General features: G+C 72.6%; 22 protein-coding genes. 20 read left to right on the plus strand and 2 right to left on the minus strand.

The genetic code is table 11. The features are described 5' to 3' along the window. Positions 1-98 precede the first annotated feature (98 nt). Both ACWC9T_RS34815 and ACWC9T_RS34820 read left to right on the plus strand, forming a co-directional pair. Entirely contained in the window at positions 99-926 is an 828-nt protein-coding gene (locus ACWC9T_RS34815; RefSeq protein WP_449825070.1) for a thioesterase family protein, read from the plus strand. A gap of 156 nt (positions 927-1,082) precedes the next feature. Continuing rightward, entirely contained in the window at positions 1,083-2,003 is a 921-nt protein-coding gene (locus tag ACWC9T_RS34820) for a hypothetical protein (protein WP_449825056.1), read from the plus strand. Between the two features lie 169 nt (positions 2,004-2,172). On the opposite strand, the gene bldD is transcribed toward ACWC9T_RS34820, so the two are convergent. After that, positions 2,173-2,676, minus strand: a complete 504-nt coding sequence (gene bldD / locus ACWC9T_RS34825) for a transcriptional regulator BldD (protein ID WP_030056198.1) — start codon at positions 2,674-2,676, stop codon at positions 2,173-2,175. 332 nt (positions 2,677-3,008) lie between these two features. Here bldD and pyrR point away from each other — a divergent pair, with 332 nt between their 5' ends. The 14 genes from pyrR (at position 3,009) to ACWC9T_RS34895 (ending at position 19,766) form a co-directional block, all read left to right on the plus strand. Then, positions 3,009-3,632, plus strand: a complete 624-nt coding sequence (pyrR, locus tag ACWC9T_RS34830; RefSeq protein ID WP_449825057.1) for a bifunctional pyr operon transcriptional regulator/uracil phosphoribosyltransferase PyrR — start codon at positions 3,009-3,011, stop codon at positions 3,630-3,632. 5 nt (positions 3,633-3,637) lie between these two features. Further along, entirely contained in the window at positions 3,638-4,651 is a 1,014-nt protein-coding gene (locus ACWC9T_RS34835) for an aspartate carbamoyltransferase catalytic subunit (RefSeq protein ID WP_449825058.1), read from the plus strand. Continuing rightward, positions 4,648-5,952, plus strand: a complete 1,305-nt coding sequence (locus ACWC9T_RS34840; RefSeq protein ID WP_355674903.1) for a dihydroorotase — start codon at positions 4,648-4,650, stop codon at positions 5,950-5,952. Before ACWC9T_RS34835 ends, ACWC9T_RS34840 begins: the two co-directional genes overlap by 4 nt. Beyond that, complete coding sequence (locus ACWC9T_RS34845) at positions 5,949-6,548, plus strand: PH-like domain-containing protein (protein WP_449825059.1); 600 nt, start codon at positions 5,949-5,951, stop codon at positions 6,546-6,548. Before ACWC9T_RS34840 ends, ACWC9T_RS34845 begins: the two co-directional genes overlap by 4 nt. Next, positions 6,545-7,717 carry a glutamine-hydrolyzing carbamoyl-phosphate synthase small subunit gene (gene carA, locus ACWC9T_RS34850; protein ID WP_449825060.1) on the plus strand — a complete coding sequence of 391 codons (1,173 nt, stop codon included), beginning with the start codon at positions 6,545-6,547 and terminating at the stop codon, positions 7,715-7,717. Before ACWC9T_RS34845 ends, carA begins: the two co-directional genes overlap by 4 nt. Next, positions 7,710-11,027, plus strand: a complete 3,318-nt coding sequence (carB, locus tag ACWC9T_RS34855) for a carbamoyl-phosphate synthase large subunit (RefSeq protein WP_449825061.1) — start codon at positions 7,710-7,712, stop codon at positions 11,025-11,027. Before carA ends, carB begins: the two co-directional genes overlap by 8 nt. Before the next feature lie 138 nt (positions 11,028-11,165). Next, positions 11,166-12,269 carry a quinone-dependent dihydroorotate dehydrogenase gene (locus tag ACWC9T_RS34860; RefSeq protein WP_449825062.1) on the plus strand — a complete coding sequence of 368 codons (1,104 nt, stop codon included), beginning with the start codon at positions 11,166-11,168 and terminating at the stop codon, positions 12,267-12,269. A gap of 53 nt (positions 12,270-12,322) precedes the next feature. After that, positions 12,323-13,156: an orotidine-5'-phosphate decarboxylase gene (gene pyrF / locus ACWC9T_RS34865; RefSeq protein ID WP_449825071.1), complete on the plus strand. Its 834-nt coding sequence runs from the start codon at positions 12,323-12,325 to the stop codon at positions 13,154-13,156. Between the two features lie 406 nt (positions 13,157-13,562). Then, complete coding sequence (gene mihF, locus ACWC9T_RS34870) at positions 13,563-13,889, plus strand: integration host factor, actinobacterial type (RefSeq protein ID WP_030290269.1); 327 nt, start codon at positions 13,563-13,565, stop codon at positions 13,887-13,889. Positions 13,890-13,937: 48 nt separating this feature from the next. Continuing rightward, complete coding sequence (gene gmk / locus ACWC9T_RS34875) at positions 13,938-14,495, plus strand: guanylate kinase (protein WP_387625733.1); 558 nt, start codon at positions 13,938-13,940, stop codon at positions 14,493-14,495. 37 nt (positions 14,496-14,532) lie between these two features. Continuing rightward, entirely contained in the window at positions 14,533-14,799 is a 267-nt protein-coding gene (gene rpoZ / locus ACWC9T_RS34880; protein WP_030056185.1) for a DNA-directed RNA polymerase subunit omega, read from the plus strand. 166 nt (positions 14,800-14,965) lie between these two features. Then, positions 14,966-16,210: a bifunctional phosphopantothenoylcysteine decarboxylase/phosphopantothenate--cysteine ligase CoaBC gene (gene coaBC, locus ACWC9T_RS34885; protein WP_449825063.1), complete on the plus strand. Its 1,245-nt coding sequence runs from the start codon at positions 14,966-14,968 to the stop codon at positions 16,208-16,210. 150 nt (positions 16,211-16,360) lie between these two features. Beyond that, a complete protein-coding gene (gene metK, locus ACWC9T_RS34890; RefSeq protein ID WP_449825064.1) occupies positions 16,361-17,569 on the plus strand; it encodes a methionine adenosyltransferase in 1,209 nt (402 codons plus the stop codon). A 112-nt stretch (positions 17,570-17,681) separates the two neighbouring features. Next, complete coding sequence (locus tag ACWC9T_RS34895) at positions 17,682-19,766, plus strand: primosomal protein N' (RefSeq protein WP_449825065.1); 2,085 nt, start codon at positions 17,682-17,684, stop codon at positions 19,764-19,766. A gap of 155 nt (positions 19,767-19,921) precedes the next feature. On the opposite strand, the gene ACWC9T_RS34900 is transcribed toward ACWC9T_RS34895, so the two are convergent. Next, the gene (locus ACWC9T_RS34900; RefSeq protein ID WP_449825066.1) at positions 19,922-20,521 is read right to left on the minus strand and encodes a hypothetical protein; all 600 of its coding nucleotides are present in this window, start codon (positions 20,519-20,521) and stop codon (positions 19,922-19,924) included. Positions 20,522-20,773: 252 nt separating this feature from the next. On the opposite strand from ACWC9T_RS34900, the gene def reads away from it, so the two are divergent. From def to ACWC9T_RS34920, 4 genes are all read left to right on the plus strand, one after another. After that, positions 20,774-21,319 (plus strand): peptide deformylase, encoded by a 546-nt coding sequence (gene def, locus ACWC9T_RS34905; RefSeq protein ID WP_449825067.1) that lies wholly within the window; start codon positions 20,774-20,776, stop codon positions 21,317-21,319. A gap of 85 nt (positions 21,320-21,404) precedes the next feature. Beyond that, positions 21,405-22,361 carry a methionyl-tRNA formyltransferase gene (gene fmt, locus ACWC9T_RS34910; protein WP_449825068.1) on the plus strand — a complete coding sequence of 319 codons (957 nt, stop codon included), beginning with the start codon at positions 21,405-21,407 and terminating at the stop codon, positions 22,359-22,361. A 161-nt stretch (positions 22,362-22,522) separates the two neighbouring features. Further along, a complete protein-coding gene (locus tag ACWC9T_RS34915; RefSeq protein ID WP_449825069.1) occupies positions 22,523-23,956 on the plus strand; it encodes an RsmB/NOP family class I SAM-dependent RNA methyltransferase in 1,434 nt (477 codons plus the stop codon). Positions 23,957-24,036: 80 nt separating this feature from the next. Next, on the plus strand, positions 24,037-24,951 hold the full coding sequence (locus ACWC9T_RS34920) for a MerR family transcriptional regulator (RefSeq protein ID WP_449825072.1): 915 nt from the start codon (positions 24,037-24,039) through the stop codon (positions 24,949-24,951). Positions 24,952-25,044 lie beyond the last annotated feature (93 nt).

Consider the following 25,044-nt stretch of genomic DNA (forward strand, 5'->3'; position numbering starts at 1 on the left):
ACCATCGCGGGCAGCGCGGCCACCACCGCCCAGGCGATCACCTGGGCACCCGGCACGTCCCGGGACAGCCGCCCGCCCTCGGCGTAGCCGGCCCCTCCATGACCACCGCGATCCGCAGCGAGTTCGACCAGGGCATCGCCCTGACCAGACACCCGGAGGAGTCCGGCCGCTACGACGCCGAGCTCGGCGCCGGCTGGCAGATCGGCGGCGGGGTCAACGGCGGCCTGCTGCTCGCCGTGGCCGGACACGCGCTGTCGCTGGAGCACGGCGAGCACCCGGACCCGGTGTCAATCAGCGGTTACTACCTGTCCGCCTCCACGCCCGGTCCGGCCACCGTCCGCACCGAGGTGCTGCGCACCGGTCGCGGCCTGTCCACCGGCACCGCCTCGCTCAGTCAGGACGGCGTCGAGCGGCTGCGGGTGGTGGCCAGCCACGGCGACCTCGCCGCCGCCGAGGGCGAGGTGCGCACCAGCGCCAGCCCGCCGCAGCTGCCGCCGCCGGACCAGTGCATCGGCGTCGAGCACGCGCCCAAGCAGCTGATCGAGCAGGCCGCCCTGCTGGAGCGCTTCGACCTGCGGCTCGACCCGGCCACCGTCGGCTGGGCGCTCGGGCAGCCCTCCGGCAACGGGCGGATCCAGGGCTGGTTCCGGCTCCGCGACGGTCGTGAGCCCGACCCGCTGCTGCTCCTGCTGGTCGCCGACGCGCTGCCGCCGGTCACCTTCGACCTCGGTATGCCCGGCTGGGCCCCGACCATCGAGCTGACCGTCCACCTACGGGCCAAGCCGGCCCCGGGCTGGCTGCGGGTCACCCACGCCACCCGCAACCTGGCCGGCGGCTACTTCGAGGAGGACGCCGAGATCTGGGACGAGGCCGGCCGCCTGGTCGCCCAGTCCCGCCAGCTGGCCCGGGTGCCGCGCTCGGCGTGAGGTGGCTCGGAGACGGCCATCGGTATTACCGGTGGTTACATTCCTGTGACACGCCGTACGTGTGTGGCGCGCGGAACTGGGGAGTAACACGGTCAGCGGCGAGCCCCCGCCGCTGACCGTCCCGCCGACGGTCGCCCGCCGACGCCAGGAGCCTCGATGACCAGCCGCAAGGGCCGCGCCCGCCGTAACTCCGACTGCACCGCCGGCGGCCTGCGGCCCGCGCTGCGGGCGCCGCACCGGCCGCGGCCGGCCGAGGGGGCCGAGCAGACGTTCGTCATCGGGGTGCTCACCAACGCCGCGGACTTCCGGCGGGCCCAGGCCTGGGGCGTGACCGACGCCCCCGACTACGAGCGCTACCTGGCCGACATCGCCGAACTGCTGGCCGACGCGCTGGAGCGGTTCGAGACCGTCCGGGCCCGGATGTTCCACCCGCAGGACTTCGAGGAGTTCTGCCTGCTGCACCGGCTGGACCCGGCCGAGCCCGCCTCCCGCGACCGATACCTGGTCAACCCGCCGCTGCAGACCCAGCTGCTGGCTTACCAGGGCGAGGAACTGGCCGGGGACTTCGTGCCGCGCCTGGTGAGGGCCCGGGAGAACGGGCTGACGCTCTGCCACGCGGACCTGCTGCTGGATGGCGGCCTGCACGGGGGCCCGGGCGAGATCGACGAGGACCACGCCCGCTGGGTGCGCGCCGCCTACCAGCGCGGGGGCGAGGTGTTCCGCCGGATGCTGGTCGGCGCGGGCGCCGGGGTGTACGAGCTGCGCCTGCGGGTGGACGCGCCGGACGGGAAGCTCGCCGCCGCGGCCCGGGTGCTGCAGTGGGAGGACGGCGTGGTGCGGATCAACGACGAGGACTTGGAGCTGGTCTGCGCGGTGCTGTGCGCCGGGCTGGCGCTGGAGCTGCCGGGCGTCGCGGTGCTGCACGGCTCGCAGGGTTCGGCCGCCTCCTGCGGGGAGTACCTGCCGGCCGCCTGGGCCTGGTCGAGCGGCGGGCCGGACTGGGCGCCGGCCGCCCGGCCCGTGCGGCTGGACGGGGTGGCGGCGCAGCCGGGCTACAGCCTGGGCACGGTCTGCTGAACTCCTGCTGCCGAGCCGAAGGGCGCGCCGGTGCCGAAGGCGAGGCGGCGGTCACCGCAACACCGCGGCGCGGCCCCCGGATCCGGGAGGCCGCGCCGTGACGTTTCTGCTTGCCAGCACTGATCAAACGCGTGCTGGTGTCCATTGATGGGAGCCGGTGCGGCGAGCGTCAGCTCGCGTCCTCCTCGCGCACCGCGCGGCGCGCGTCGGGGTTGAGCACGCCCCAGGAGATCAGCTGCTCGGTGAGGATCGACGGCGACTGGTCGTAGATCACGGCCAGCGTGCGCAGGTCGTCCTGGCGGATCGAGAGCACCTTGCCGTTGTAGTCACCGCGCTGGCTCTGGATGGTCGCCGCGTAGCGCTGCAGCGGGCCGGCCTTCTCGGACGGGACCTGGGTCAGTCTCTCCAGGTCGAGGACCAGGCGCGGCGGCGGCTCGGCCGCGCCGCCCGGGGTACCGCCGGGCAGGAGCTCCTGCACCGGAACGCCGTAGAACTCGGCGAGCTCGGCCAGCCGCTGCACGGTGACCGCACGGTCGCCGCGCTCGTACGAGCCGACGACGACTGCCTTCCAGCGCCCCTGGGACTTCTCCTCGACACCGTGCAGGGAGAGCCCCTGCTGAGTGCGGATCGCTCGGAGCTTGCCTCCGAGCTGCTTCGCGTAGTCGCTGGACATTGATCTCCCCGGACGAGATTGCTTCGCGTTCAGTGGTGGGTCACGGGCGATTGTCGACGCCGTTACCGGTGGGTTCGACGGCCGTCTCGTAACTCACTGTGAGGTTACGTAGAGTAAGGTAGTTGCGTCAAGCCGAATGGGGCACTCGTGCGAATGGCCCCCATCGTCGGCGCGTCCAGGGCGTTAACCCGATGAAGCGGAACGGTGGACGTCCATTTGCCTCTCGGGGCGCTGATAGGATGACCCGAAGCCCACGCCCGGTTCGGCGGGGGCAGATCCCAGACATCCTTTAAGGCCCGTCCCGTGAGGCGGGGAAGGAGGTCCGCTTCGGCATGACCGCACACCAAGAATCGACGCCGCGGCCGCCGCACCAGGTGCTGGACGGCACGGACATCGCCCGGGTCGTCACCCGGATAGCGCACGAGATCGTCGAGCGCGCCAAGGGCGCGGAGGACGTCGTGCTGCTCGGCATCCACACCAGGGGCGTCCACCTCGCCCGCCGCCTGCACGGCCGGCTGGCCCAGATCACCGGCCGCGAGATCCCGCTGGGCACCCTGGACATCACCATGTACCGGGACGACCTGCGGCTGAAGCCCGCCCGCGCCCTGGAGCACACCGAGATCCCGCCCGGCGGCATCGACGGCAAGCTGGTGATCCTGGTCGACGACGTGCTCTTCTCCGGCCGCACCATCCGCGCCGCGCTCGACGCGCTGAGCGACATCGGCCGCCCGCGCGCCGTCCAGCTCGCCGTCCTGGTCGACCGAGGCCACCGCGAGCTGCCGATCCGGGCCGACTACGTGGGCAAGAACCTTCCGACCTCGCTGCGCGAGGCCGTGCAGGTGCGCCTGGCCGACACCGACGGCGTGGACGCCGTCCTGGTCGGCGACCGCGACTACACCGCCCGCAGCTCGCAGGCCCTGGCCTCCCAGCCCACCGAACCGCACCTCCCGGAGTAACCCGCGTGAAGCGCCACCTCGTCTCCGCCGCCGATCTCAGCCGCGACGACGCGCTGCTGATCCTGGACACCGCCGAGGAGCTGGCCCAGCTCTCGGGCCGGGCCGTCAAGAAGCTGCCCACGCTGCGCGGCCGCACCGTCGTCAACCTCTTCTTCGAGGACTCCACCCGCACCAAGACCTCCTTCGAGGTCGCCGAGAAGCGGCTCTCCGCCGACGTCATCAACTTCTCCGCCAAGGGCTCCTCGGTCTCCAAGGGCGAGAGCCTCAAGGACACCGCGCTGACCCTGCAGGCGATGGGCGCCGACGCGGTCGTCATCCGGCACCACGCCTCGGGCGCCCCGGCCCGGCTGGCCCAGTCCGACTGGCTGCACGGCAGCGTGATCAACGCCGGTGACGGCACCCACGAGCACCCCACCCAGGCGCTGCTCGACGCCTTCACCATGCGCCGCCACCTCAGCCCCGGCAGGTCGGCCATGGCCCTCGGGCAGGGGCTGGAGGGCCGGCGGGTCACCATCGTCGGCGACGTCCTGCACAGCCGGGTCGCCCGCTCCAACGTGCACCTGCTGACCACCCTCGGTGCCCAGGTCACCTTCGTCGCCCCGCCGACCCTGCTGCCGATCGGCATCGAGAACTGGCCCTGCGAGATCAGCTACGACCTCGACAGCGTGCTGCCCAAGACCGACGCGCTGATGATGCTGCGCGTGCAGCGCGAGCGGATGAACGCCGCGTTCTTCCCGACCGAGCGCGAGTACAGCCGCCGCTACGGCATGAACGGCATCCGGATGGCCCAGCTGCCCGAGCACGCCATCGTGATGCACCCCGGCCCGATGGTCCGCGGCATGGAGATCACCGCCGAGGTCGCCGACTCGCCGCGCTGCACCGCGGTCGAGCAGGTCGCCAACGGCGTCTCCGTCCGGATGGCCGTCCTCTACCTGCTGCTCGGCGGAGCCGTGTTCGCCGATGGTCCCGCCGAACCCGCCGCCGCCCCCCGCCCCGACTCCGTGGAGACCGCTCAGTGACCAGCTACCTGATCCGCAACGCCAAGATCCTGGGCGGCGCCCCGCAGGACCTCCACCTCGCCGACGGTGTCGTCAAGGCGATCGGCACCGGCCTGGCGGTCGAGGCGGACATCGAGATCGACGCCACCGGCATGATCGTCCTGCCCGGCCTGGTCGACCTGCACACCCATCTGCGCGAGCCCGGCCGCGAGGACGCCGAGACCGTGCTCACCGGCACCCAGGCCGCCGCGATGGGCGGCTTCACCGCCGTCCACGCGATGGCCAACACCACCCCGGTGGCCGACACCGCCGGTGTGGTCGAGCAGGTCTGGCGGCTCGGCCAGGAGGCCGGCTACTGCGACGTGCAGCCGGTCGGCGCCGTCACCGTCGGCCTGGAGGGCAAGAAGCTCGCCGAGCTCGGCGCGATGCACGAGTCCGCCGCCGGCGTCCGGGTCTTCTCGGACGACGGGAAGTGCGTGGACGACGCGGTGCTGATGCGCCGCGCCCTGGAGTACGTCAAGGCCTTCGACGGCGTCGTCGCCCAGCACGCCCAGGAGCCGCGGCTGACCGAGGGCGCCCAGATGAACGAGGGCCAGGTCTCCGGCGAGCTCGGGCTCGGCGGCTGGCCGGCCGTCGCCGAGGAGTCGATCATCGCCCGCGACGTGCTGCTCGCCGCGCACGTCGGCTCCCGGCTGCACGTCTGCCACGTCTCCACGGCCGGCTCGGTCGAGATCATCCGCTGGGCCAAGGCCAAGGGCTGGGACGTCACCGCCGAGGTCACCCCGCACCACCTGCTGCTCACCGACGAGCTGGTCCGCTCCTACGACCCGGTGTACAAGGTGAACCCGCCGCTGCGCACCGCCGAGGACGTCCAGGCGCTGCGCAAGGCGCTCGCCGACGGCACCATCGACGCCGTCGCCACCGACCACGCGCCGCACCCGGCCGAGGACAAGGACTGCGAGTGGGCCGTGGCCGCGATGGGCATGGTCGGCCTGGAGACCGCACTGTCGGTCGTCCAGCAGACCATGGTCGACACCGGCCTGCTGAACTGGGAGGGCGTCGCGGACCGGATGTCGCACCGTCCGGCCCGGATCGGCCGTCTCACCGGGCACGGTCGGCCGATCTCGGCTGGTGAGCCGGCGAACCTGGTGCTGTTCGATCCCGCGTACCGTGGTGCCGTGAACCCGGACAACTTCGCCACCCGCAGCCGCAACACCCCCTACAAGGGCCTGGACCTGCCCGGACGGGTGCACGCCACCTTCCTGCGCGGTCGCGCCACCGTGCTGGCCGGCGAGCTGGCCGAGCAGGGCGGCCTGGCATGACCGAGCTCGCCGAGCGAGCGAGCGGCGCGGTGACGGCGTACGCCACGCTCGCCAGGGAGCAGGCGAAGGTCACCAACTGGCCCGGGTACATCGGCTGGTCCATCGGACTGCTGATCATCATCGGCCTGGTCTACTGGCTGATGCGCCAGGGCTGGAACTGGCGGCGCACCCTGCAGTCCGACATCCCCCCGCTGCCCGCCGTGCCGGCCCGCGCCGGGCGGACCATCCTGGAGACCAGCGGCCGGTACCACGGCACGACCACGGCCGGTAACTGGCTCGACCGGGTCGTCGTGCACGGCCTGGGCACCCGCAGCCGTGCCGACCTCACCCTCGGCGAGGACGGCCTGCTGGTGCAGCGCCCCGGCGACACCGACCTCTGGATCCCGGCCGAGCACCTGACGGGTGCCCGGACGGACTCCGGGATCGCCGGCAAGGTCGTCCCCTCCGGGCTGCTCGTCGTCACCTGGACGCACGAGGGCACCGAGCTGGACTCCGGCTTCCGGGCCGACCACCCCGATGAGCACACCGCCTGGGTCGAGGCGATCGCTCAGCTTGCAACACGTACGAAGACGAAGACGGAAGAGGCCGCTCGATGACCGCACCTGCCCCCACCACGCAGCGCCAACGGCGGGAGCGCCCGTTTTTGAATCGTGCTGCTGCCGTGCTCGTCCTGGAGGACGGCCGGACCTTCCGCGGCCAGGCCTACGGCGCCACCGGCGAGACCTTCGGCGAGGCGGTCTTCAACACCGGCATGTCCGGCTACCAGGAGACCCTGACCGACCCGTCGTACCACCGCCAGGTGGTCGTGATGACCGCCCCGCAGATCGGCAACACCGGCTGGAACGACGAGGACGACGAGTCCAAGCAGATCTGGGTCGCCGGCTACGTCGTGCGCGACCCCGCCCGGGTGGCGTCCAACTGGCGCTCCCGCCGCTCGCTGGACGAGGAGCTGGCCGACCAGGGCATCGTCGGCATCAGCGGCATCGACACCCGCGCGCTGACCCGCCACCTGCGCGAGCGCGGCGCGATGCGCTGCGGCATCTTCTCCGGCGAGGCGCTGGCCGACCCGGCCGCCCTGCTCGCCCGGGTGCAGCAGTCGCCCGAGATGAAGGGCGCCGACCTGTGCGCGGAGGTGGCCACCACCGAGCCGTACGTCGTGCCCGCGATCGGTGAGAAGAGGTTCACCGTCGCCGCGCTGGACCTCGGCATCAAGGCGATGACCCCGCAGCGGATGGCCGAGCGCGGCATCGAGGTGCACGTGCTGCCGGCCAACTCCACCCTGGAGGACGTCTACGCGGTCAACCCGGACGGCGTCTTCTTCTCCAACGGCCCGGGCGACCCCGCCACCGCCGACCACCAGGTCGCCGTCGCGCAGGGCGTGCTGGAGCGCAAGACCCCGTTCTTCGGGATCTGCTTCGGCAACCAGATCCTCGGCCGTGCCCTGGGCTTCGGCACCTACAAGCTCAAGTACGGCCACCGCGGCATCAACCAGCCGGTGCAGGACCGCACCACCGGCAAGGTCGAGGTGACCGCCCACAACCACGGCTTCGCCGTGAACGCGCCGCTGGACAAGGTGAGCGACACCCCCTACGGGCGGGTCGAGGTCTCCCACGTCTGCCTCAACGACGACGTGGTCGAGGGCCTGCAGGCGCTCGACGTGCCCGCCTTCAGCGTGCAGTACCACCCTGAAGCGGCCGCCGGCCCGCACGACGCCGCCTACCTGTTCGACCGCTTCGTGAAGCTCATGGAGGGCCAGCGTGCCTAAGCGCACTGACATCAAGTCCGTCCTGGTGATCGGGTCCGGCCCGATCGTCATCGGCCAGGCCGCCGAGTTCGACTACTCGGGCACCCAGGCCTGCCGCGTCCTCAAGGCCGAGGGCCTGCGGGTCGTGCTGGTCAACTCCAACCCGGCCACGATCATGACCGACCCGGAGATCGCCGACGCCACCTACGTCGAGCCGATCACCCCGGAGTTCGTCGAGAAGATCATCGCCAAGGAGCGCCCCGACGCGCTGCTGCCGACCCTGGGCGGCCAGACCGCGCTGAACACCGCGATCGCGCTGCACAAGGCGGGCACGCTGGAGAAGTACGGCGTCGAGCTGATCGGCGCCGACGTCGAGGCGATCAACAAGGGCGAGGACCGCGACCTGTTCAAGGCCGTCGTCGAGGCCGTCAACGCGAAGATCGGCTACGGCGAGTCCGCCCGCTCGGTCATCTGCCACACCATGGACGAGGTGCTGGCCGGCGTCGACACGCTCGGCGGCTACCCGGTCGTGGTGCGCCCCTCCTTCACCATGGGCGGCGCCGGCTCCGGCTTCGCCCACAACGAGGAGGACCTGCGCCGCATCGCCGGCCAGGGCCTGGCCCTCTCGCCGACCACCGAGGTGCTCCTGGAGGAGTCCATCCTCGGCTGGAAGGAGTACGAGCTGGAGCTGATGCGCGACAAGAGCGACAACGTCGTGGTCGTCTGCTCCATCGAGAACTTCGACCCGATGGGCGTGCACACCGGTGACTCGATCACCGTCGCCCCGGCGATGACCCTCACCGACCGCGAGTACCAGGTCCTGCGCGACATCGGCATCGCCGTCATCCGCGAGGTCGGCGTCGACACCGGCGGCTGCAACATCCAGTTCGCCGTCAACCCCGTCGACGGCCGGGTCATCGTCATCGAGATGAACCCGCGCGTCTCCCGCTCCTCGGCGCTCGCCTCCAAGGCCACCGGCTTCCCGATCGCCAAGATCGCCGCCAAGCTGGCCGTCGGCTACACCCTGGACGAGATCCCCAACGACATCACCGAGGAGACCCCGGCCTCCTTCGAGCCGACCCTCGACTACGTCGTGGTCAAGGTGCCGCGGTTCGCGTTCGAGAAGTTCCCGAGCGCCGACGCCACGCTGACCACCACCATGAAGTCCGTCGGCGAGGCCATGGCGCTGGGCCGCAACTTCCCCGAGGCGCTGCAGAAGGCGCTGCGCTCGCTGGAGAAGAAGGGCTCCCAGTTCAACTGGACCCAACCGATCGGTGCCGGCGTGAGCAAGGCCGAGCTGCTGGTCAAGGCCGCCGTGCCGACCGACGGCCGGATCAACACCGTGATGGACGCCATCCGGGCCGGTGCCACCGCGGAGGAGGTGTTCGAGGCCACCAAGATCGACCCGTGGTTCGTCGACCAGCTCTTCCTGCTCGACGAGATCGCCAGCGAGCTGGCCGAGGCCGCCGAGCTGACCCCGGAGCTGCTGCGCCACGCCAAGCGGCACGGCTTCTCCGACCAGCAGATCGGTGAGATCCGCGGTCTGCGCCCCGACGTGGTCCGCGAGGTGCGCCACGCGCTCGGCATCCGTCCGGTGTTCAAGACCGTCGACACCTGCGCCGCCGAGTTCGCCGCCAGGACCCCGTACTTCTACTCGTCCTACGACGAGGAGAACGAGGTCGCCCCGCGCACCAAGCCAGCCGTGATCATCCTCGGCTCCGGTCCGAACCGCATCGGCCAGGGCATCGAGTTCGACTACTCCTGCGTCCACGCCTCCTTCGCGCTGGCCGAGGCCGGGTACGAGACCGTGATGGTCAACTGCAACCCGGAGACCGTCTCCACCGACTACGACACCTCCGACCGGCTCTACTTCGAGCCGCTCACCCTGGAGGACGTGCTGGAGATCGTCCACGCCGAGCAGCAGGCCGGCCCGCTGGCCGGCGTGATCGTCCAGCTCGGCGGCCAGACCCCACTCGGCCTGGCCCAGGCGCTCAAGGACAACGGCGTGCCGATCGTCGGCACCCAGCCCGAGGCGATCGACCTCGCCGAGGAGCGCGGCGCCTTCGGCCGCGTACTGCGCGACGCCGGCCTGCCCGCCCCCAAGCACGGCACCGCCTTCTCCTTCGAGGAGGCCAAGGCGATCGCCGACGAGATCGGCTACCCGGTCCTGGCCCGCCCGTCCTACGTGCTCGGCGGCCGCGGCATGGAGATCGTCTACGACGAGGCGTCGCTCGCCTCCTACCTGGAGCGGCACGCCGGTCTGATCTCCGAGCACCCGGTGCTGATCGACCGCTTCCTGGACGACGCGGTGGAGATCGACGTCGACGCGCTCTACGACGGCACCGAGCTCTACCTCGGCGGCGTCATGGAGCACATCGAGGAGGCCGGCATCCACTCCGGCGACTCCGCCTGCGCGCTGCCCCCGATCACCCTCGGCGGCTACGACATCAAGCGCCTGCGCACCTCCACCGAGGCCATCGCGCGCGGTGTCGGCGTCCGCGGCCTGATCAACATCCAGTTCGCGCTGGCCGGGGACATCCTCTACGTGCTGGAGGCCAACCCGCGCGCCTCCCGCACCGTCCCGTTCACCTCCAAGGCGACCGCCGTGCCGCTGGCCAAGGCCGCCGCCCGGATCTCGCTCGGCGCCACCATCGCCGAGCTGCGCGCCGAGGGCCTGCTCCCGGCCGAGGGCGACGGCGGCACGCTGCCCGCCGACTGCCCGATCTCGGTCAAGGAGGCCGTGATGCCGTGGAGCCGCTTCCGCGACATCCACGGCCGCGGCGTGGACACCGTGCTCGGCCCGGAGATGCGCTCGACCGGTGAGGTCATGGGCATCGACAGGGTCTTCGGCACCGCCTACGCCAAGGCGCAGTCCGGCGCGTACGGCGCGCTGCCGACCAAGGGCAAGGTCTTCGTCTCGGTCGCCAACCGCGACAAGCGCAACCTGGTCTTCCCGGCCCGGGCGCTGGTCGGGCTGGGCTTCGAGGTGCTCGCCACCGCTGGCACCGCCGAGGTGCTCCAGCGCGGCGGCATCCCGTCCACGCTGGTGCGCAAGCACAGCGAGGGCGAGGGCCCGAACGGCGAGAAGACCATCGTCCAGCTGATCCACGACGGCGAGGTCGACCTGATCATCAACACGCCGTACGGCACCGGCGGTCGCCTCGACGGCTACGAGATCCGCACCGCGGCCGTCTCCCGCGGGGTCCCGTGCCTGACCACCGTCCAGGCGATGGGCGCGGCCGTCCAGGGCATGGACGCGCAACTGCGCGACGAGGTCGGGGTGATGTCGCTCCAGGAGCACGCCGAGCTGATCAACGCCGGCCGCAAGTAGCACCACCGCAGTGGGGGGCACCGGAGCCGGATTGGTGCCCCCCACTTCCGTGCCCGCCCGTCGCCCGCCACCGCCGTTCAGTCGACGGGCTGCGCCCGGGCCCTGAATTCCGCTACCCGTCCTCGGAGTTGACCACCCTTGTACAAGCTTCTGTTCGACCTCGTCTTCAAGCGGATGGACCCCGAGAAGGCTCACCACCTCGCCTTCTTCTGGATCCGGCTCGCCTCCTCGGTGCCCGGCCTGCGCACCCTGGTGCGGCTGGTCCTCGCGCCGCGTGACCGGGCGCTGCACACCCGGGCCCTCGGCCTCGACCTCCCCGGCCCGTTCGGCCTCGCGGCCGGCTTCGACAAGAACGGCGTCGGCATCGACGGCCTGGCCATGCTCGGCTTCGACTACGTCGAGATCGGCACCATCACCGGCGAGCCCCAGCCCGGCAACCCGGCGCCCCGGCTGTTCCGCCTGGTCGAGGACCGCGCGCTGATCAACCGGATGGGCTTCAACAACCAGGGCTCGGCCCGGGTCGCCGCCCGACTGGCCGCCCGCCCGCACACCAGCTCCACCCCGGTGATCGGCGTCAACATCGGCAAGACCAAGGTGGTCGAGGAGGCCGACGCCGTCGCCGACTACGTCAAGTCCACCGAGCGGCTGGCCAAGTACGCCGACTACCTGGTGGTCAACGTCAGCTCGCCGAACACCCCCGGGCTGCGCAACCTGCAGGCCGTCGACCACCTGCGCCCGCTGCTGGCCGCCGTCCGCGAGGCCGCCGACCGCACCACCGCGCACCGCGTGCCGCTGCTGGTCAAGATCGCGCCCGACCTGGCCGACGAGGACATCGACGCGGTCGCCGACCTCGCCCTGGAGCTGGGTCTGGACGGCATCATCGCCACCAACACCACGATCGGTCGCGAGGGCCTGCGGGCCGACGCCGAGCGGGTCGAGGAGATCGGCATGGGCGGCCTGTCCGGCGCCCCGCTCAAGGCCCGCGCCCTGGAGGTGCTGCAGCGGCTGCGCGCCCGCACCGGGGGCCGGCTGACGCTGGTCTCGGTCGGCGGCGTGGAGACCGCCGAGGACGCCTGGCAGCGGATCATCCACGGTGCCGACCTGGTCCAGGGATACAGCGCCTTCATCTACGAAGGCCCGTTCTGGTGCCGCCGGATCCACCGGGGCCTCTCCGCCCGGGTCCGCGCGGCGGGGTTCCGCAACCTGGCGGCGGCCGTCGGCAGCGCCGTGCGCAGCTCGTGACCACCCTCATCGACACCGGCCTGATCGGTTCCGGAAAGTCTGGAAAGGACGACATGACCCTCGCCCCGTTCGGCGCCCGCCTGCGCCAGGCCCTCGACACCCGCGGCCAGCTCTGCGTCGGCATCGACCCGCACGCCTCCCTGCTAGCCGCCTGGGGGCTCGGCGACGACCTCGCCGGGCTGGAGACCTTCAGCCGCACTGTGGTCGAGGCGCTGGGCGACCGGGTGGCCGTGCTCAAGCCGCAGGCCGCCTTCTTCGAGCGTTTCGGCAGCAAGGGCGTCGCGGTGCTGGAGAAGACCGTCGAGGAGGCCCGGGCGGCCGGTGCGCTGGTCCTGATGGACGCCAAGCGCGGCGACATCGGCTCCACCATGGCCGCCTACGCGGAGGCTTTCCTGTCGCCCGCGAGCCCGCTGTTCTCGGACGCCGTGACGGTCAGCCCGTACCTGGGCTTCGGCTCGCTGCGCCCGGCTCTGGACCTGGCCCGCGAGCAGGGCTGCGGCGTGTTCGCGTTGGCGCTCACCTCCAACCCGGAGGGCGCCGAGGTCCAGCGCGCGGTCGGCGCGGACGGCGAGTCGGTCGCGGCGACGGTGCTGCGACACCTGGCGGCCGAGAACGGGGACGCCGCGCCGCTGGGCTCTTTCGGCGCGGTGGTCGGCGCGACGCTGGCCGACGCGGGCGTGGACCTGGCCGTCAACGGCCCGCTGCTGGCCCCCGGGATCGGCGCCCAGGGCGCGACCATGGCGGACCTGCCGCGGGTGTTCGGCGCCTCGGTGATCAACGTGGTGCCGAGCGTCAGCCGGGACGTGCTCAAGCACGGCCCCTCGGTGGCCGCGCTGCGCGAGGCGGCGGACCGCTTCGTGGGCGAGTTCGCGGACGCCGTCAAGTAGCCCCGCGGTCGGCCGTCAAGTGGCGGAGCGTGTCCGGCGGATGTCGGCAGACCGCGGGCGGGTAGCCGGACGGTGACCGTCCGCAGTGTCCGCAGGACGGCGCGCCGACGCCGGAGTTGACGTGAGCGCCATCACATCGACCCTGTCAAAGTTTCGCAATCACGGTCATTTTGCCCCGGAAAGTCCTGGTCGGCCTTGGCTGACCAGGACTTTTCGTGTTCTTTTCCTGACGTGGCGCCGCAATGCGGGTAGTGTCCGGCGATAGGTCACCGGCGAGCCGCGAAACTCGTAGCTCCCGCAGGTCAGGGCCCTGTGGTTCCCCATTGGGCTCCCCTTGCGGACGGTGTCCTGCGTACCGAACCAGTCATAGCTCAATCCCTTCCTTCCACACCCTGAGGTGAACGGCGTGGCTCTTCCGCCCCTTACCCCTGAACAGCGCACCGCCGCGCTCGCCAAGGCCGCCGAGGCTCGCCGGGAGCGCGCCGAGGTCAAGAACCGGCTCAAGCACTCCGGCGCCTCCCTGCACGAGGTGATCAAGGCCGGCAAGAACGACAACGACGTCATCGGCAAGATGAAGGTCTCGGCCCTGCTGGAGTCCCTTCCGGGCGTCGGCAAGGTCCGTGCCAAGCAGATCATGGAGCGCCTCGGCATCAGCGAGAGCCGGCGTGTCCGGGGTCTCGGCACGAACCAGATCGCTTCCCTGGAGCGGGAGTTCGGCGGTGGCGCAGCCTGACCGTGCCCCGCGGTCCCGGGATCGTCCGCGATCCGGGATAATCGGTGCATGAGTGAGCGTCCGCGGCTGACCGTGCTCTCCGGCCCCTCGGGGGTCGGCAAGAGCACGGTCGTCGCTCATATGAGGAAGATGTACCCCGAGGTCTGGCTCTCGGTGTCGGCGACGACCCGCCACCCGAGGCCGGGCGAGAAGAACGGGGTCCAGTACCACTTCGTCGACAACGACGAGTTCGACAAGCTGATCGCCAACGGTGAGTTGCTGGAGTGGGCCGAGTTCGCCGGGAACCGCTACGGCACCCCGCGCGCGGCGGTGCTGGAGAAGCTGGAGCGCGGCGAGCCCGTCCTGCTGGAGATCGATCTGCAGGGTGCCCGCCAGGTCCGCGAGTCGATGCCGGAGGCCCAGCTGGTCTTCCTGGCCCCGCCGAGCTGGGACGAGCTGGTCCGTCGGCTGACCGGTCGGGGCACCGAGCCGCAGGACGTGATCGAGAAGCGCCTGGAGGCCGCCAAGGTCGAGCTCGCGGCCGAGCCCGAGTTCGACACGACCCTTGTCAACACCTCCGTCGAGCAGGTAGCGGCCGAACTGCTAGCCTTGCTCGGTGTAGCCTGACCTGTCTGTCTTTTCCACCCTTTCGGAAGGTTTTAGCGTGTCCTCTTCCATGACCGCGCCCGAGGGCATCATCAACCCGCCGATCGACGAGCTGCTCGAGGCCACCGACTCCAAGTACAGCCTCGTGATCTACGCCGCCAAGCGCGCGCGCCAGATCAACGCGTACTACTCCCAGCTCGGCGAGGGCCTGCTGGAGTACGTCGGCCCGCTGGTCGACACCCACGTGCACGAGAAGCCGCTGTCGATCGCACTGCGCGAGATCAACGCGGGCATGCTGACCGCCGAGGCGGTCGAGGCTGCCTGAGGCAGTCCCGTACTTTTCCGGAAGGGCCCGGCGGAATCGTTTCCGCCGGGCCCTTCGGCCTTTTGGCCGCGGGACGGGGCTGCCCGCTGGAGGATGGGGCACCGTACGGGTGGCAGCTGAGGGGCCGTAGGGTGGGCGGGTTCCAGACGAGGAGGAGAGCGGGATCATGAGTGCGACTTCGGACCGGACCGGGGTGGACGCCCCCCGCGTCGTCCTGGGCGTCAGCGGCGGGATCGCCGCCTACAAGGCCTGCGAGCTGCTGCGCCGGTTCACCGAGTCCGGCCACCAGGTCACCGTGGTGCCGACCGCCGCAGCGCTGCACTTCGTCGGCGAGGCCACCTGGGCCGCGCTGTCCGGCCGCCCGGCCGCGACCGAGACCTGGGAGCGCGTGCACGAGGTGCCGCACGTGCGGATCGGGCAGCAGGCCGACCTGGTGGTGGTCGCCCCCGCCACCGCCGACCTGATCGCCAAGGCCGCCCACGGGCTGGCCGACGACCTGCTGACCAACACCCTGCTCACCGCCCGCTGCCCGGTCGTGCTGGCGCCCGCCATGCACACCGAGATGTGGGAGCACCCCGCCACCCAGGACAACGTCGCCACCCTGCGCCGCCGTGGCGTGATCGTGCTGGAGCCCGCCGTCGGGCGGCTGACCGGCAAGGACACCGGCAAGGGGCGGCTGCCCGAGCCGTCCGCGATCTTCGACGCCTGCCGGGCCGTGCTGCGCCGCGCCGGGGCGGTCCCGACCGACCTGGCCGGGCGGCACGTGGTGGTCTCGGCCGGCGGCACCCGGGAGCCGCTGGACCCGGTGCGCTACCTGGGCAACCGGTCCTCCGGCAAGCAGGGCTACGCGCTCGCCGTGACCGCCGCGGCGCGCGGCGCCCGGGTGACCCTGGTCTCGGCCAACGCCGAGCTGCCGGACCCGGCCGGGGTGGACGTGGTGCACGTCGGGACGGCGCTGGAGCTGCGCGAGGCGGCGCTGAAGGCGGCCGAGGACGCGGACGCCGTGGTGATGGCCGCGGCGGTGGCGGACTTCCGGCCGGCCGAGTACGCCACCGGCAAGATCAAGAAGGTCGAGGGGGTCGAGCCGGCGCCGGTCGCCCTCGTCCGCAACCCGGACGTCCTGGCCGAGCTGTCGGCCCACCGCCCCCGTTCGGGCCAACTGGTCGTGGGTTTCGCGGCGGAGACCGACCACGTGCTCGCCAACGGTCGCGCCAAGCTCGCCCGCAAGGGCTGCGACCTGCTGGTCGTCAACGAGGTGGGCAACGGCAAGGCCTTCGGTACGGACGTCAACGAGGCCGTCGTTCTGGGCTCGGACGGCAGTGAGACGCCGATTCCGGTGGGCCCCAAGGAGGCCCTGGCGGACGTGGTCTGGGACCTGGTCGCGGAGCGGCTCGAATCGATCGGCGACTGATCGAATCCCGGTCGAGAACGGTCTTGATTCCTGGAAGCGGGTGACGTTCGGCGGAAGCAGACCGTTACACTCCAGGAATCAAGTCTTTCCGGATGTCCCCGGTTCGCCGGGGGCCTTCAGTCAGCAGCCGCTGCAACCCCAGGGAGCGCTGTGTCTCGCCGCCTGTTCACCTCGGAGTCCGTGACCGAGGGACACCCCGACAAGATCGCTGACCAGATCAGCGACACCATCCTTGACGCTCTCCTCCGGGAGGACCCGACGTCCCGGGTCGCCGTGGAGACGCTCATCACCACCGGCCAGGTGCACGTGGCCGGCGAGGTGACCACCAAGGCGTACGCGCCGATCGCCCAGCTCGTCCGGGACAAGATCCTGGAGATCGGCTACGACAGCTCCAAGAAGGGCTTCGACGGCGCCTCCTGCGGCGTGTCGGTGTCCATCGGCGCGCAGTCGCCCGACATCGCGCAGGGCGTCGACACCGCGTACGAGGCCCGGGTCGAAGGCGATGAGGACGACCTGGACAAGCAGGGGGCTGGCGACCAGGGCCTGATGTTCGGCTACGCGTCCGACGAGACGCCCGAGCTGATGCCGCTGCCGATCACCCTGGCGCACCGCCTCTCCCGCCGTCTGACCGAGGTCCGCAAGAACGGGACCATCCCGTACCTGCGCCCCGACGGCAAGACCCAGGTCACCATCGAGTACGACGGTGACAAGGCCGTCCGCCTCGACACCGTGGTCGTCTCCACCCAGCACGCCAGCGACATCGACCTGGAGTCGCTGCTCACCCCGGACATCCGCGAGTTCGTCGTGGAGCCGGAGCTGAACGCGCTGGCCGACCAGGGCATCAAGCTGGTCACGGAGGGTTACCGCCTCCTGGTCAACCCCACCGGCCGCTTCGAGATCGGCGGCCCGATGGGCGACGCCGGCCTCACCGGCCGCAAGATCATCATCGACACCTACGGCGGCATGGCCCGCCACGGCGGCGGCGCCTTCTCCGGCAAGGACCCGTCCAAGGTGGACCGCTCGGCCGCGTACGCGATGCGCTGGGTCGCCAAGAACATCGTCGCGGCCGGCCTGGCGCGCCGTGCCGAGGTGCAGGTTGCGTACGCGATCGGCAAGGCCGAGCCGGTCGGCCTGTTCGTCGAGACCTTCGGCACCGAGGCCGTTCCGGTGCTGAACATCCAGAAGGCCGTCTCCGAGGTCTTCGACCTGCGTCCGGCCGCGATCATCCGCGACCTGGACCTGCTGCGGCCCATCTACGCCCAGACCGCCGCCTACGGCCACTTCGGTCGTGAGCTGCCGGACTTCACCTGGGAGCGCACCGACCGGGTGGATGCCCTGAAGGCTGCCGTCCAGGACTGACGTCCCGGGTCTTGAAGCGGCGCCCGCCCCTTCGGGGGGCGGGCGCCGTTCACGTTCGTGCACGCGGCTGATTCGTGCGCCGTGTCCGTGTGACCTGGTAGTACTGGGAGCGATGAGCAGCACAGGGGAGAACGGGGCCGCCGAGCCGGAGCAGCTGGCGTTCATCCGGGAGACGGTCAAGCGGGCCAAGCCCCGGACGTGGAAGGGTGCCAAACGGGCCGAGCACCTGCCGGTGGCCCGGGTCGTGGTGGACAAGGGCGTGCTCACCATCGACAAGTTCTTCGACTACGAGGTCCCGGCCGCCATGGCCGAGGACGCGCGGCCGGGCGTCCGGGTGCGGGTGCGCTTCGGGGCGCGGGTGGTGAAGGGCCAGCGCGAGGGCGGGGAGTTGCACGACGGGTTCATCGTCGCCCGGCTGGAGAAGAGCGACTTCCCCGGTCCGCTCGCCCCGCTCGCCCAGGTGCTCTCGCCCGAACCGGTGCTCTCCCCGCAGCTGCTGCGGCTGTGCCGCACCGTCGCCGACCGGTACGCCGGGACGCTGGCCGATGTGCTGCAGCTGGCCGTACCGCCCCGGCACGCCAAGGCCGAGGCCGAACCCTCGCCGCCGCCGTTGCCGCGCCCGCAGGCCCCGGCCCCGGGAGGCTGGCAGCGCTACCCGGCCGGGCCCGACTTCCTCGCCGCGCTGGCCGGCGGCGGGTCGCCGCGCGCGGTGTGGACGGCCCTGCCGGGGCCCGGTTGGCCGTACGAGATCGCCCGGGCGGTGGCGGCGACGCTGGCCGGCGGGCGCGGCGCGCTGGTGGTGCTGCCGGACCGGCGGTCGGTGGCCCGGGTGGACCAGGCGCTGACCGAGCTGCTGGGGCCGGGGATGCACATGGCGCTGGAGGCCGAGCTCGGGCCGCGTGAGCGCTACCGGCGCTGGCTCGCGGTCAGCCGCGGCTCGGTGCACGCCGCGATCGGCACCCGGGCCACCATGTTCGCGCCGGTGCGCGACCTCGGCCTGGTGGTGGTCTGGTCCGACGGCGACGGCAGCCACAGCGATCCGCGCGCCCCGCATCCGCACGTGCGCGAGGTCGCGCTGCTGCGCGCGGCCGAGGAGGGCGCGGCGGTGCTGCTCGGCGGGCACGCGGTGACCGTGGAGGGCGCGCAGCTGGTCAGCACCGGTTGGGCGCGGCCGCTGGTCGCGGACCGGGAGACGGTGCGGCGGGTCGCGCCGAGGGTGCGCACCGTCACCGACCAGGACCAGCACAGGGACGCCGCCGCGCAGGCCGCCCGGCTGCCCTCGGTGGCCTGGGAGGCGGCCCGGGAGTCGCTGGCGGCCGGGCACCCGGTGCTCATCCAGGTGCCCCGGCGCGGCTACGTGCCCCGGCTGGCCTGCGGACGCTGCCGCACCCCGGCCCGCTGCCGACGGTGCGAGGGGCCGCTGGAGGCGCCGTCGGCGGACGCCTCCCTGCAGTGCGGTTGGTGCGGGGAGCCGGAGAACGACTGGCACTGCCCCGAGTGCGGCTCCTTCCGGCTGCGGGCGCAGGTGGTCGGCGCCCGGCGCACGGCGGAGGAGCTGGGCAAGGCGTTCCCGCGGATCCCGGTGCGGACCTCGGGGCGGGACGCGGTGCTGAACACCGTGCCGGACGAACCCTCGCTGGTGATCTCCACGCCGGGCGCGGAGCCGGTGGTCGAGGGCGGCTCCGGCTACGGGGCCGCGCTGCTGCTGGACGGCTGGGCGCTGTTGAGCCGGCCCGACCTGCGGGCCGGGGAGGAGACGCTGCGGCTCTGGCTGGCGGCGGCCGCGCTGGTCCGGCCCTCGACGGAGGGCGGGACGGTGGTGGTGGTCGCCGAGCCGTCGGCCCGCCCGGTGCAGGCGCTGGTGCGGTGGGACCCGCTGGGTCACGCCGGGCTGGAGCGGGACGAGCGGGCGCAGCTGCACTTCCCGCCGGTGTCGCGGATGGCCTCGGTGAGCGGGAGCCCGGCGGCGGTCACCGACCTGCTGAACCTGATCCGGTTGCCGGAGGGTGCGGACGTGCTCGGGCCGGTGCCGGTGCCCGCCCTGCGCGGGGAGGAGCAGGAGCGGGCGCTGCTGCGGGTGGCGCCCGGGCACGGGGCGGCGCTGGCGGCGGCGCTCAAGGCGGCGCAGATCGCCCGGATCGCGCTGCGGACGACGGAGCCGGTGCGGGTGCGGGTGGATCCGACGGACATCGGCTGACGGTTCTCGGCGGGCCGGTGTCGTGGTTTTCGGCGGGGTTCTCGGCAGGTCGGTGTCGTGGTTTTCGGCGGGGCGATCCGGCGGCTCTTGCAGGGCCGGTGGGGCGGGGTGAGTGGGCCACCCCGCCCCGGGTGGCCCGGGCGTGCGGGGCCCGGTCAGCCGCGCAGGGGGATGCCGGTGCGGTCGGCCTGCGGGCGGTCGATGGTGGTGCGCTCGATGGTGGTGCGGTCCACCGGGGTGCGGTCCAGCGGAACGCGGTCGAGGGCGGCGCGGTCCAGGCCGCCCTGGCGGGCGGCGGGGACGGTGGCGGCCAGGCCGCCGCGTTCGGCGGGGGCGGGCAGGTCCTCGGAGCGGTCCGGGCGGCTCGGGCCCGGGACGGCGCCACTGGCGGCGATGAGTTCGCTGGTCGGCCGGCGCATGCCGTAGCGGCGGTGCACGGCCTGCTTGGTGACCCCGAGGGCGGAGCCCACCGAGTCCCAGGAGAAGCCCAGCGCCCGGTCGAACTCGACCGCCGCCGCGACCAGGGTCTCCACGCTCTCCCGCAGCTCCTGTGCCAGGCGCACGGTCGGCGCGGGCGCTCGTCCGTACACCACGAAGCCGGCCGAGGTGCTGGGGCGGCGCGGTCGGTAGACGTTGCCCAACTGGGCGGTGAGCGTCCGCAGCGCGTCGACCTGGCGCCTCACCCGCTCGATGTCCCGCACCAGCAGGTGCAGGCTCGCCCGCGCCCGGGCGTCGTGGTTGATCTGCTCAGCCATGGCCTACGTGCCACCTTCCGTACGGTTCATCGGCCGGGGCGCGGTGTCCCGTGCGCCCGACCCCGGTCAATCTCTCTTGACCAACGCCGAAGCGGGGGCCGGGGTAACGCGGCTCGGCAGACTCGGATGTGCCAGAAGCCGATGTGGCTGTCCCAGGACGGCCCGGCGGATCGCCAGGGAGGGTTGCATAGACTTGCGCTGAACCAGTCGTTGCCCGTAGCCCGTGCCCTTACGGACAGGAGCCCGTACCCCGTGGCGATCCAGCCGATCCGTCTCTTCGGAGACCCCGTCCTGCGGGCCACCGCCCAGCCGGTGACCACCTTCGACAAGGAACTGCGCAACCTGGTCAGCGACCTCACCGACACCATGCTCGACGCCCCCGGCGCCGGCCTGGCCGCGCCCCAACTCGGCGTCTCACTGCGGGTGTTCACGTACCACGTGGACGGCGTCACCGGACACCTGATCAACCCCGACCTGTCGCTGAGCGAGGAGGAGCAGGACGGCCCCGAGGGCTGCCTCTCGCTGCCCGGCCTGCGCTACGACACCAAGCGGGCGTACGGCGTGGTGGCCAAGGGCTTCAACATGTACGGCGATCCGGTCACGCTGGAGGGCACCCAGCTGCTCGCCCGGTGCATCCAGCACGAGACCGACCACCTGGACGGCATCGTCTTCATCGACCGGCTCGACCGGGAGCAGCGCAAGGCCGCGCTCAAGGCGATCCGGGAGACGGACTGGGGCGGCGGGCCGGCGCCGGTGGTCAAGGTGTCGCCGCACAGCACCTTCGGCGCTGCCCGCTGACCGTCCGGCGTGGTTCGCCGATGCTCCGGTCCGGCTCACTCGTCTTCGTTGGCTTCCTGAACTTCCTTTTGCAGAAAGGCACTTGATGCGTCTCGTCTTCGCCGGCACCCCAGAGGTCGCCGTTCCCGCCCTGGAGGCCCTGCTCGCCTCCGACCGGCACGAGGTCGTCGCGGTGGTCACCCGCCCCGACGCCCCCGCCGGGCGCGGCCGCAAGCTGGTCGCCAGCCCCGTCGCCCAGCGCGCCGAGGAGGCCGGGATCGAGGTCCTCAAGCCGGTGAAGCCCAGCGACCCGGAGTTCGTCGCCCGGCTCACCGAACTCGCCCCCGACTGCTGCCCGGTGGTCGCCTACGGCGCGCTGCTGCGCCCCGGCACCCTGGAGATCCCCGCGCACGGCTGGGTCAACCTGCACTTCTCGCTGCTGCCCGCCTGGCGCGGCGCGGCGCCGGTCCAGCACGCGGTGCTGGCCGGCGACGAGGTCACCGGCGCGTCCACCTTCCTGATCGAGCAGGGCCTGGACTCCGGCCCGGTCTACGGCGTGATCACCGAGGAGATCCGCCCGGGCGACACCAGCGGCGAACTGCTCACCCGGCTCTCGAACTCCGGCGCGCGGCTGCTCGCGGCCACCATGGACGGCATCGAGGACGGCTCGCTGCAGGCCGTGCCGCAGACGGCCGAGGGCGTCACGCTCGCGCCGAAGATCAGCGTCGAGGACGCGCGGATCGACTGGAACCACCCCGCGCTGCGGATCGACCGGGTGGTCCGCGGCTGCGCTCCGGCGCCGGGGGCGTGGACGGAGTTCCGGGGCGAGCGGCTGAAGGTCACCGGGCCGGTCAAGCTGCTGCCGGAGTCGACCGAGCTGGCGCCGGGCGAGGTCGCGATGGTCGGCAAGAACAGCGTGCGGGTCGGCACCGGCAGCCACGACATCGAGCTCGGGGAGGTGCGTCCGCAGGGGAAGAAGGAGATGCGGGCCGCCGACTGGGCGCGCGGGGCGCGGCTGGAGGCGGGGGAGCGGCTCGGGCTCCCGGCCAGCGCCGAGGGCTGACGGGCTGCTCCCGGGGGGCTGCGCGTCCGGGATGGAAACCGGCACCCGGAACCGGAGCCGGACAGGCTTCGGTTCCGGGCCCCGGACCGTCGGCGTTCGAGTGGGACGCGCCGAGAGGGATATCGTGGGCCTGATAGCCACCGAAGCACTTTGAGGCACCTGTGACCACCCCCAGCGCCAAGCGCGCCCCCCGCCCGCACCGTCGGCCGAAGAAGGACCCGGCCCGGATCGTCGCGTTCCGCGCGCTGCGCGCCGTCGACGAGCGCGACGCGTACGCCAACCTGATCCTGCCCTCGCTGCTCCGCGAGGCCGAGCAGAAGGGCATGGACCGGCGCGACGCCGCCCTCGCCACCGAGCTGGTCTACGGCACCCTGCGACTGCAGGGCACCTACGACGCGATCATCGCCGCCTGCATCGACCGGCCGCTGAGCAAGGTCGACCCGCCGGTACTGGACGTGCTCTCACTCGGCGCCCACCAACTGCTCACCACCCGCATCCCCAGCCACGCGGCCGTCTCGGCGACCGTCGAGCTGGCCCGAGTGGTGCTCGGCGACGGCAAGGCCAAGTTCGTCAACGCCGTGCTGCGCCGGATCAGCGCCCACGACCTGGACGCCTGGATCGAGCAGGTCGCCCCGCCGTACGACCAGGACGCCGAGGACCACCTCGCGGTCGTGCACTCGCACCCGCGCTGGGTCGTCTCCGCACTCTGGGACTCGCTCGGCCGCTGGCAGCCGGACGCCTGCGGGCGAAGCGCCGTGGAGGAACTGCTGCGGGCTGACAACGAGCGGCCCGAGGTCACCCTGGTCGCCCGCCCCGGCCGGGCCACCGTCGGCGAGCTGGCCGACGCGCTGCCCGAGGCCGAGCCCGGCCGCTGGTCCCCGTTCGCGCTACGGCTCGCCGAGGGCGGCGACCCGGGCTCGCTGACCGCTGTCCGGGAGAACCGGGCGGGCGTGCAGGACGAGGGCAGCCAGCTGGTGGCGCTGGCGCTGGCTTCGGCACCGGTGGAGGGTTCGGACCGGCTCTGGCTGGACGGCTGCGCCGGGCCGGGCGGCAAGGCCGCGCTGCTCGGCGCACTGGCCGCCGAGCGGGGTGCGGCGCTGGTCGCGAGCGAGAAGCAGCCGCACCGGGCCCGGCTGGTGGCGCGGGCACTGGAGGGCAACCCCGGTCCGTACACGGTGATCGCGGCGGACGGGACGCGCCCGGCCTGGCGCTCCGGCGGCTTCGACCGGGTCCTGGTGGACGTGCCGTGCTCCGGCCTGGGCGCGCTGCGCCGCCGTCCGGAGGCACGCTGGCGGCGCCGTCCGGCCGATGTCGCGGCCTTCGGGCCGCTGCAGCGGGACCTGCTGCGCTCGGCGATCGACGCCACCCGGGTCGGCGGCGTGGTCGGCTACGCGACCTGCTCGCCGCACCTGGCGGAGACCCGTGCGGTGGTCGACGACGTGCTGCGCGCCGAGGGCGGCCGGGTCGAGTGGATCGATGCACGGCCGCTGCTGCCGGGTGTCCCGGCGCTCGGCGACGGGCCGGACGTCCAGCTGTGGCCGCACCTGCACGGGACGGACGCGATGTACCTGGCGCTGTTGCGGCGGACGGCCTGAGGCCGTAGCGGGGGCCGTCTCCGGTATCTGCATCTCCCGTACTTGCACCTCCCGTAGGGGGAGGCGCCAGGGTGGTGGCCGTGAACGGCGACGCGCACTACCTGATCGGTGACCTGGCCCGGCTGACCGGGCTGACGGTGAAGACCGTCCGGTTCTACTCGGACCAGGGGCTGGTGTCGCCGGCCGACCGCAACCCGGCCGGCCACCGGCGGTACGGCGCGGACGCCGTCGCCCGTCTGGAACTGGTGCGCACCCTGCGCGAGCTCGGGCTCGGACTGCCGGTGATCCGGCAGGTGCTGGAGCGCGAGCTCGCGCTGTCCGACGTCGCGGCGGCGCACGCCGAGGCGCTGGACGTCCAGATCCGGGTGCTGCGGCTGCGGCGGGCGGTGCTGGGCGCGGTGGCCGGGCACGGGTCCACCACGGAGGAGTTGACGCTCGTGCACCAGCTGGCCCGGTTGACGGGGGAGGAGCGGCGGCGCCTGGTCGGGGAGTTCCTGGCCGAGGTGTTCGGTTCGGACGGTCGTTTCGCAGGGGTGGCCCGGTCGCTGACGCCGGAGCTGCCGGAGGACGCCTCGGCCGAACAGATCGAGGCCTGGGTGGAGTTGGCGCGGCTGGCGGGGGACGCCGGGTTCCGCGAGCTGCTGCGCGGGCTGGCGGCCGACGAGGCGGCGGAGAGCGGTACGGGCGGCCCGCCCCGGCCCGGACTGGCCGTGCTGGTGCGGGAGTTGGCCGAGCCGGCGGTTGCGGCGGGAGTGGTGCCCAAGTCGCCTGAGGCGGCTGGGGTGGTTGCCGAGCTGTTGGACCGGTACGCCGGGATGCTGGACGCTGCGGCGGCGGACGGTTCGGTGCGCGCCCGGTTGCTGGCGCGGCTGCGGGCCATGGGGGATCCGCGGCGGGAGCGGTACTTGGAGCTGCTGGCCGTGGTCAACGGGTGGGCGGCACCCCGGAGCTCGGCGCGGCTGCTGGACTGGACGGTGCGGGCCCTACGCCTCTAGCACGACAACCGCACTCGGGAACACGCCGGTCACACCGCCGCAGGCGACTGCCTGCTCCTCCACTCTCAAACACCGTGCCCGCCCCCGCCATCC

The sequence above is a fragment of the Kitasatospora sp. NPDC001159 genome (genome assembly GCF_053598235.1).

Coding starts and splice junctions, on each gene's coding strand:
- ACWC9T_RS34815 (WP_449825070.1), top strand. CDS start 99: ATGACCACCGCGATCCGCAGCGAGTTCGACCAGGGCATCGCCCTGACC.
- ACWC9T_RS34820 (WP_449825056.1), top strand. CDS start 1,083: ATGACCAGCCGCAAGGGCCGCGCCCGCCGTAACTCCGACTGCACCGCC.
- bldD (WP_030056198.1), bottom strand. CDS start 2,676: ATGTCCAGCGACTACGCGAAGCAGCTCGGAGGCAAGCTCCGAGCGATC.
- pyrR (WP_449825057.1), top strand. CDS start 3,009: ATGACCGCACACCAAGAATCGACGCCGCGGCCGCCGCACCAGGTGCTG.
- ACWC9T_RS34845 (WP_449825059.1), top strand. CDS start 5,949: ATGACCGAGCTCGCCGAGCGAGCGAGCGGCGCGGTGACGGCGTACGCC.
- carA (WP_449825060.1), top strand. CDS start 6,545: ATGACCGCACCTGCCCCCACCACGCAGCGCCAACGGCGGGAGCGCCCG.
- pyrF (WP_449825071.1), top strand. CDS start 12,323: ATGACCCTCGCCCCGTTCGGCGCCCGCCTGCGCCAGGCCCTCGACACC.
- gmk (WP_387625733.1), top strand. CDS start 13,938: ATGAGTGAGCGTCCGCGGCTGACCGTGCTCTCCGGCCCCTCGGGGGTC.
- coaBC (WP_449825063.1), top strand. CDS start 14,966: ATGAGTGCGACTTCGGACCGGACCGGGGTGGACGCCCCCCGCGTCGTC.
- ACWC9T_RS34895 (WP_449825065.1), top strand. CDS start 17,682: ATGAGCAGCACAGGGGAGAACGGGGCCGCCGAGCCGGAGCAGCTGGCG.
- ACWC9T_RS34900 (WP_449825066.1), bottom strand. CDS start 20,521: ATGGCTGAGCAGATCAACCACGACGCCCGGGCGCGGGCGAGCCTGCAC.
- fmt (WP_449825068.1), top strand. CDS start 21,405: ATGCGTCTCGTCTTCGCCGGCACCCCAGAGGTCGCCGTTCCCGCCCTG.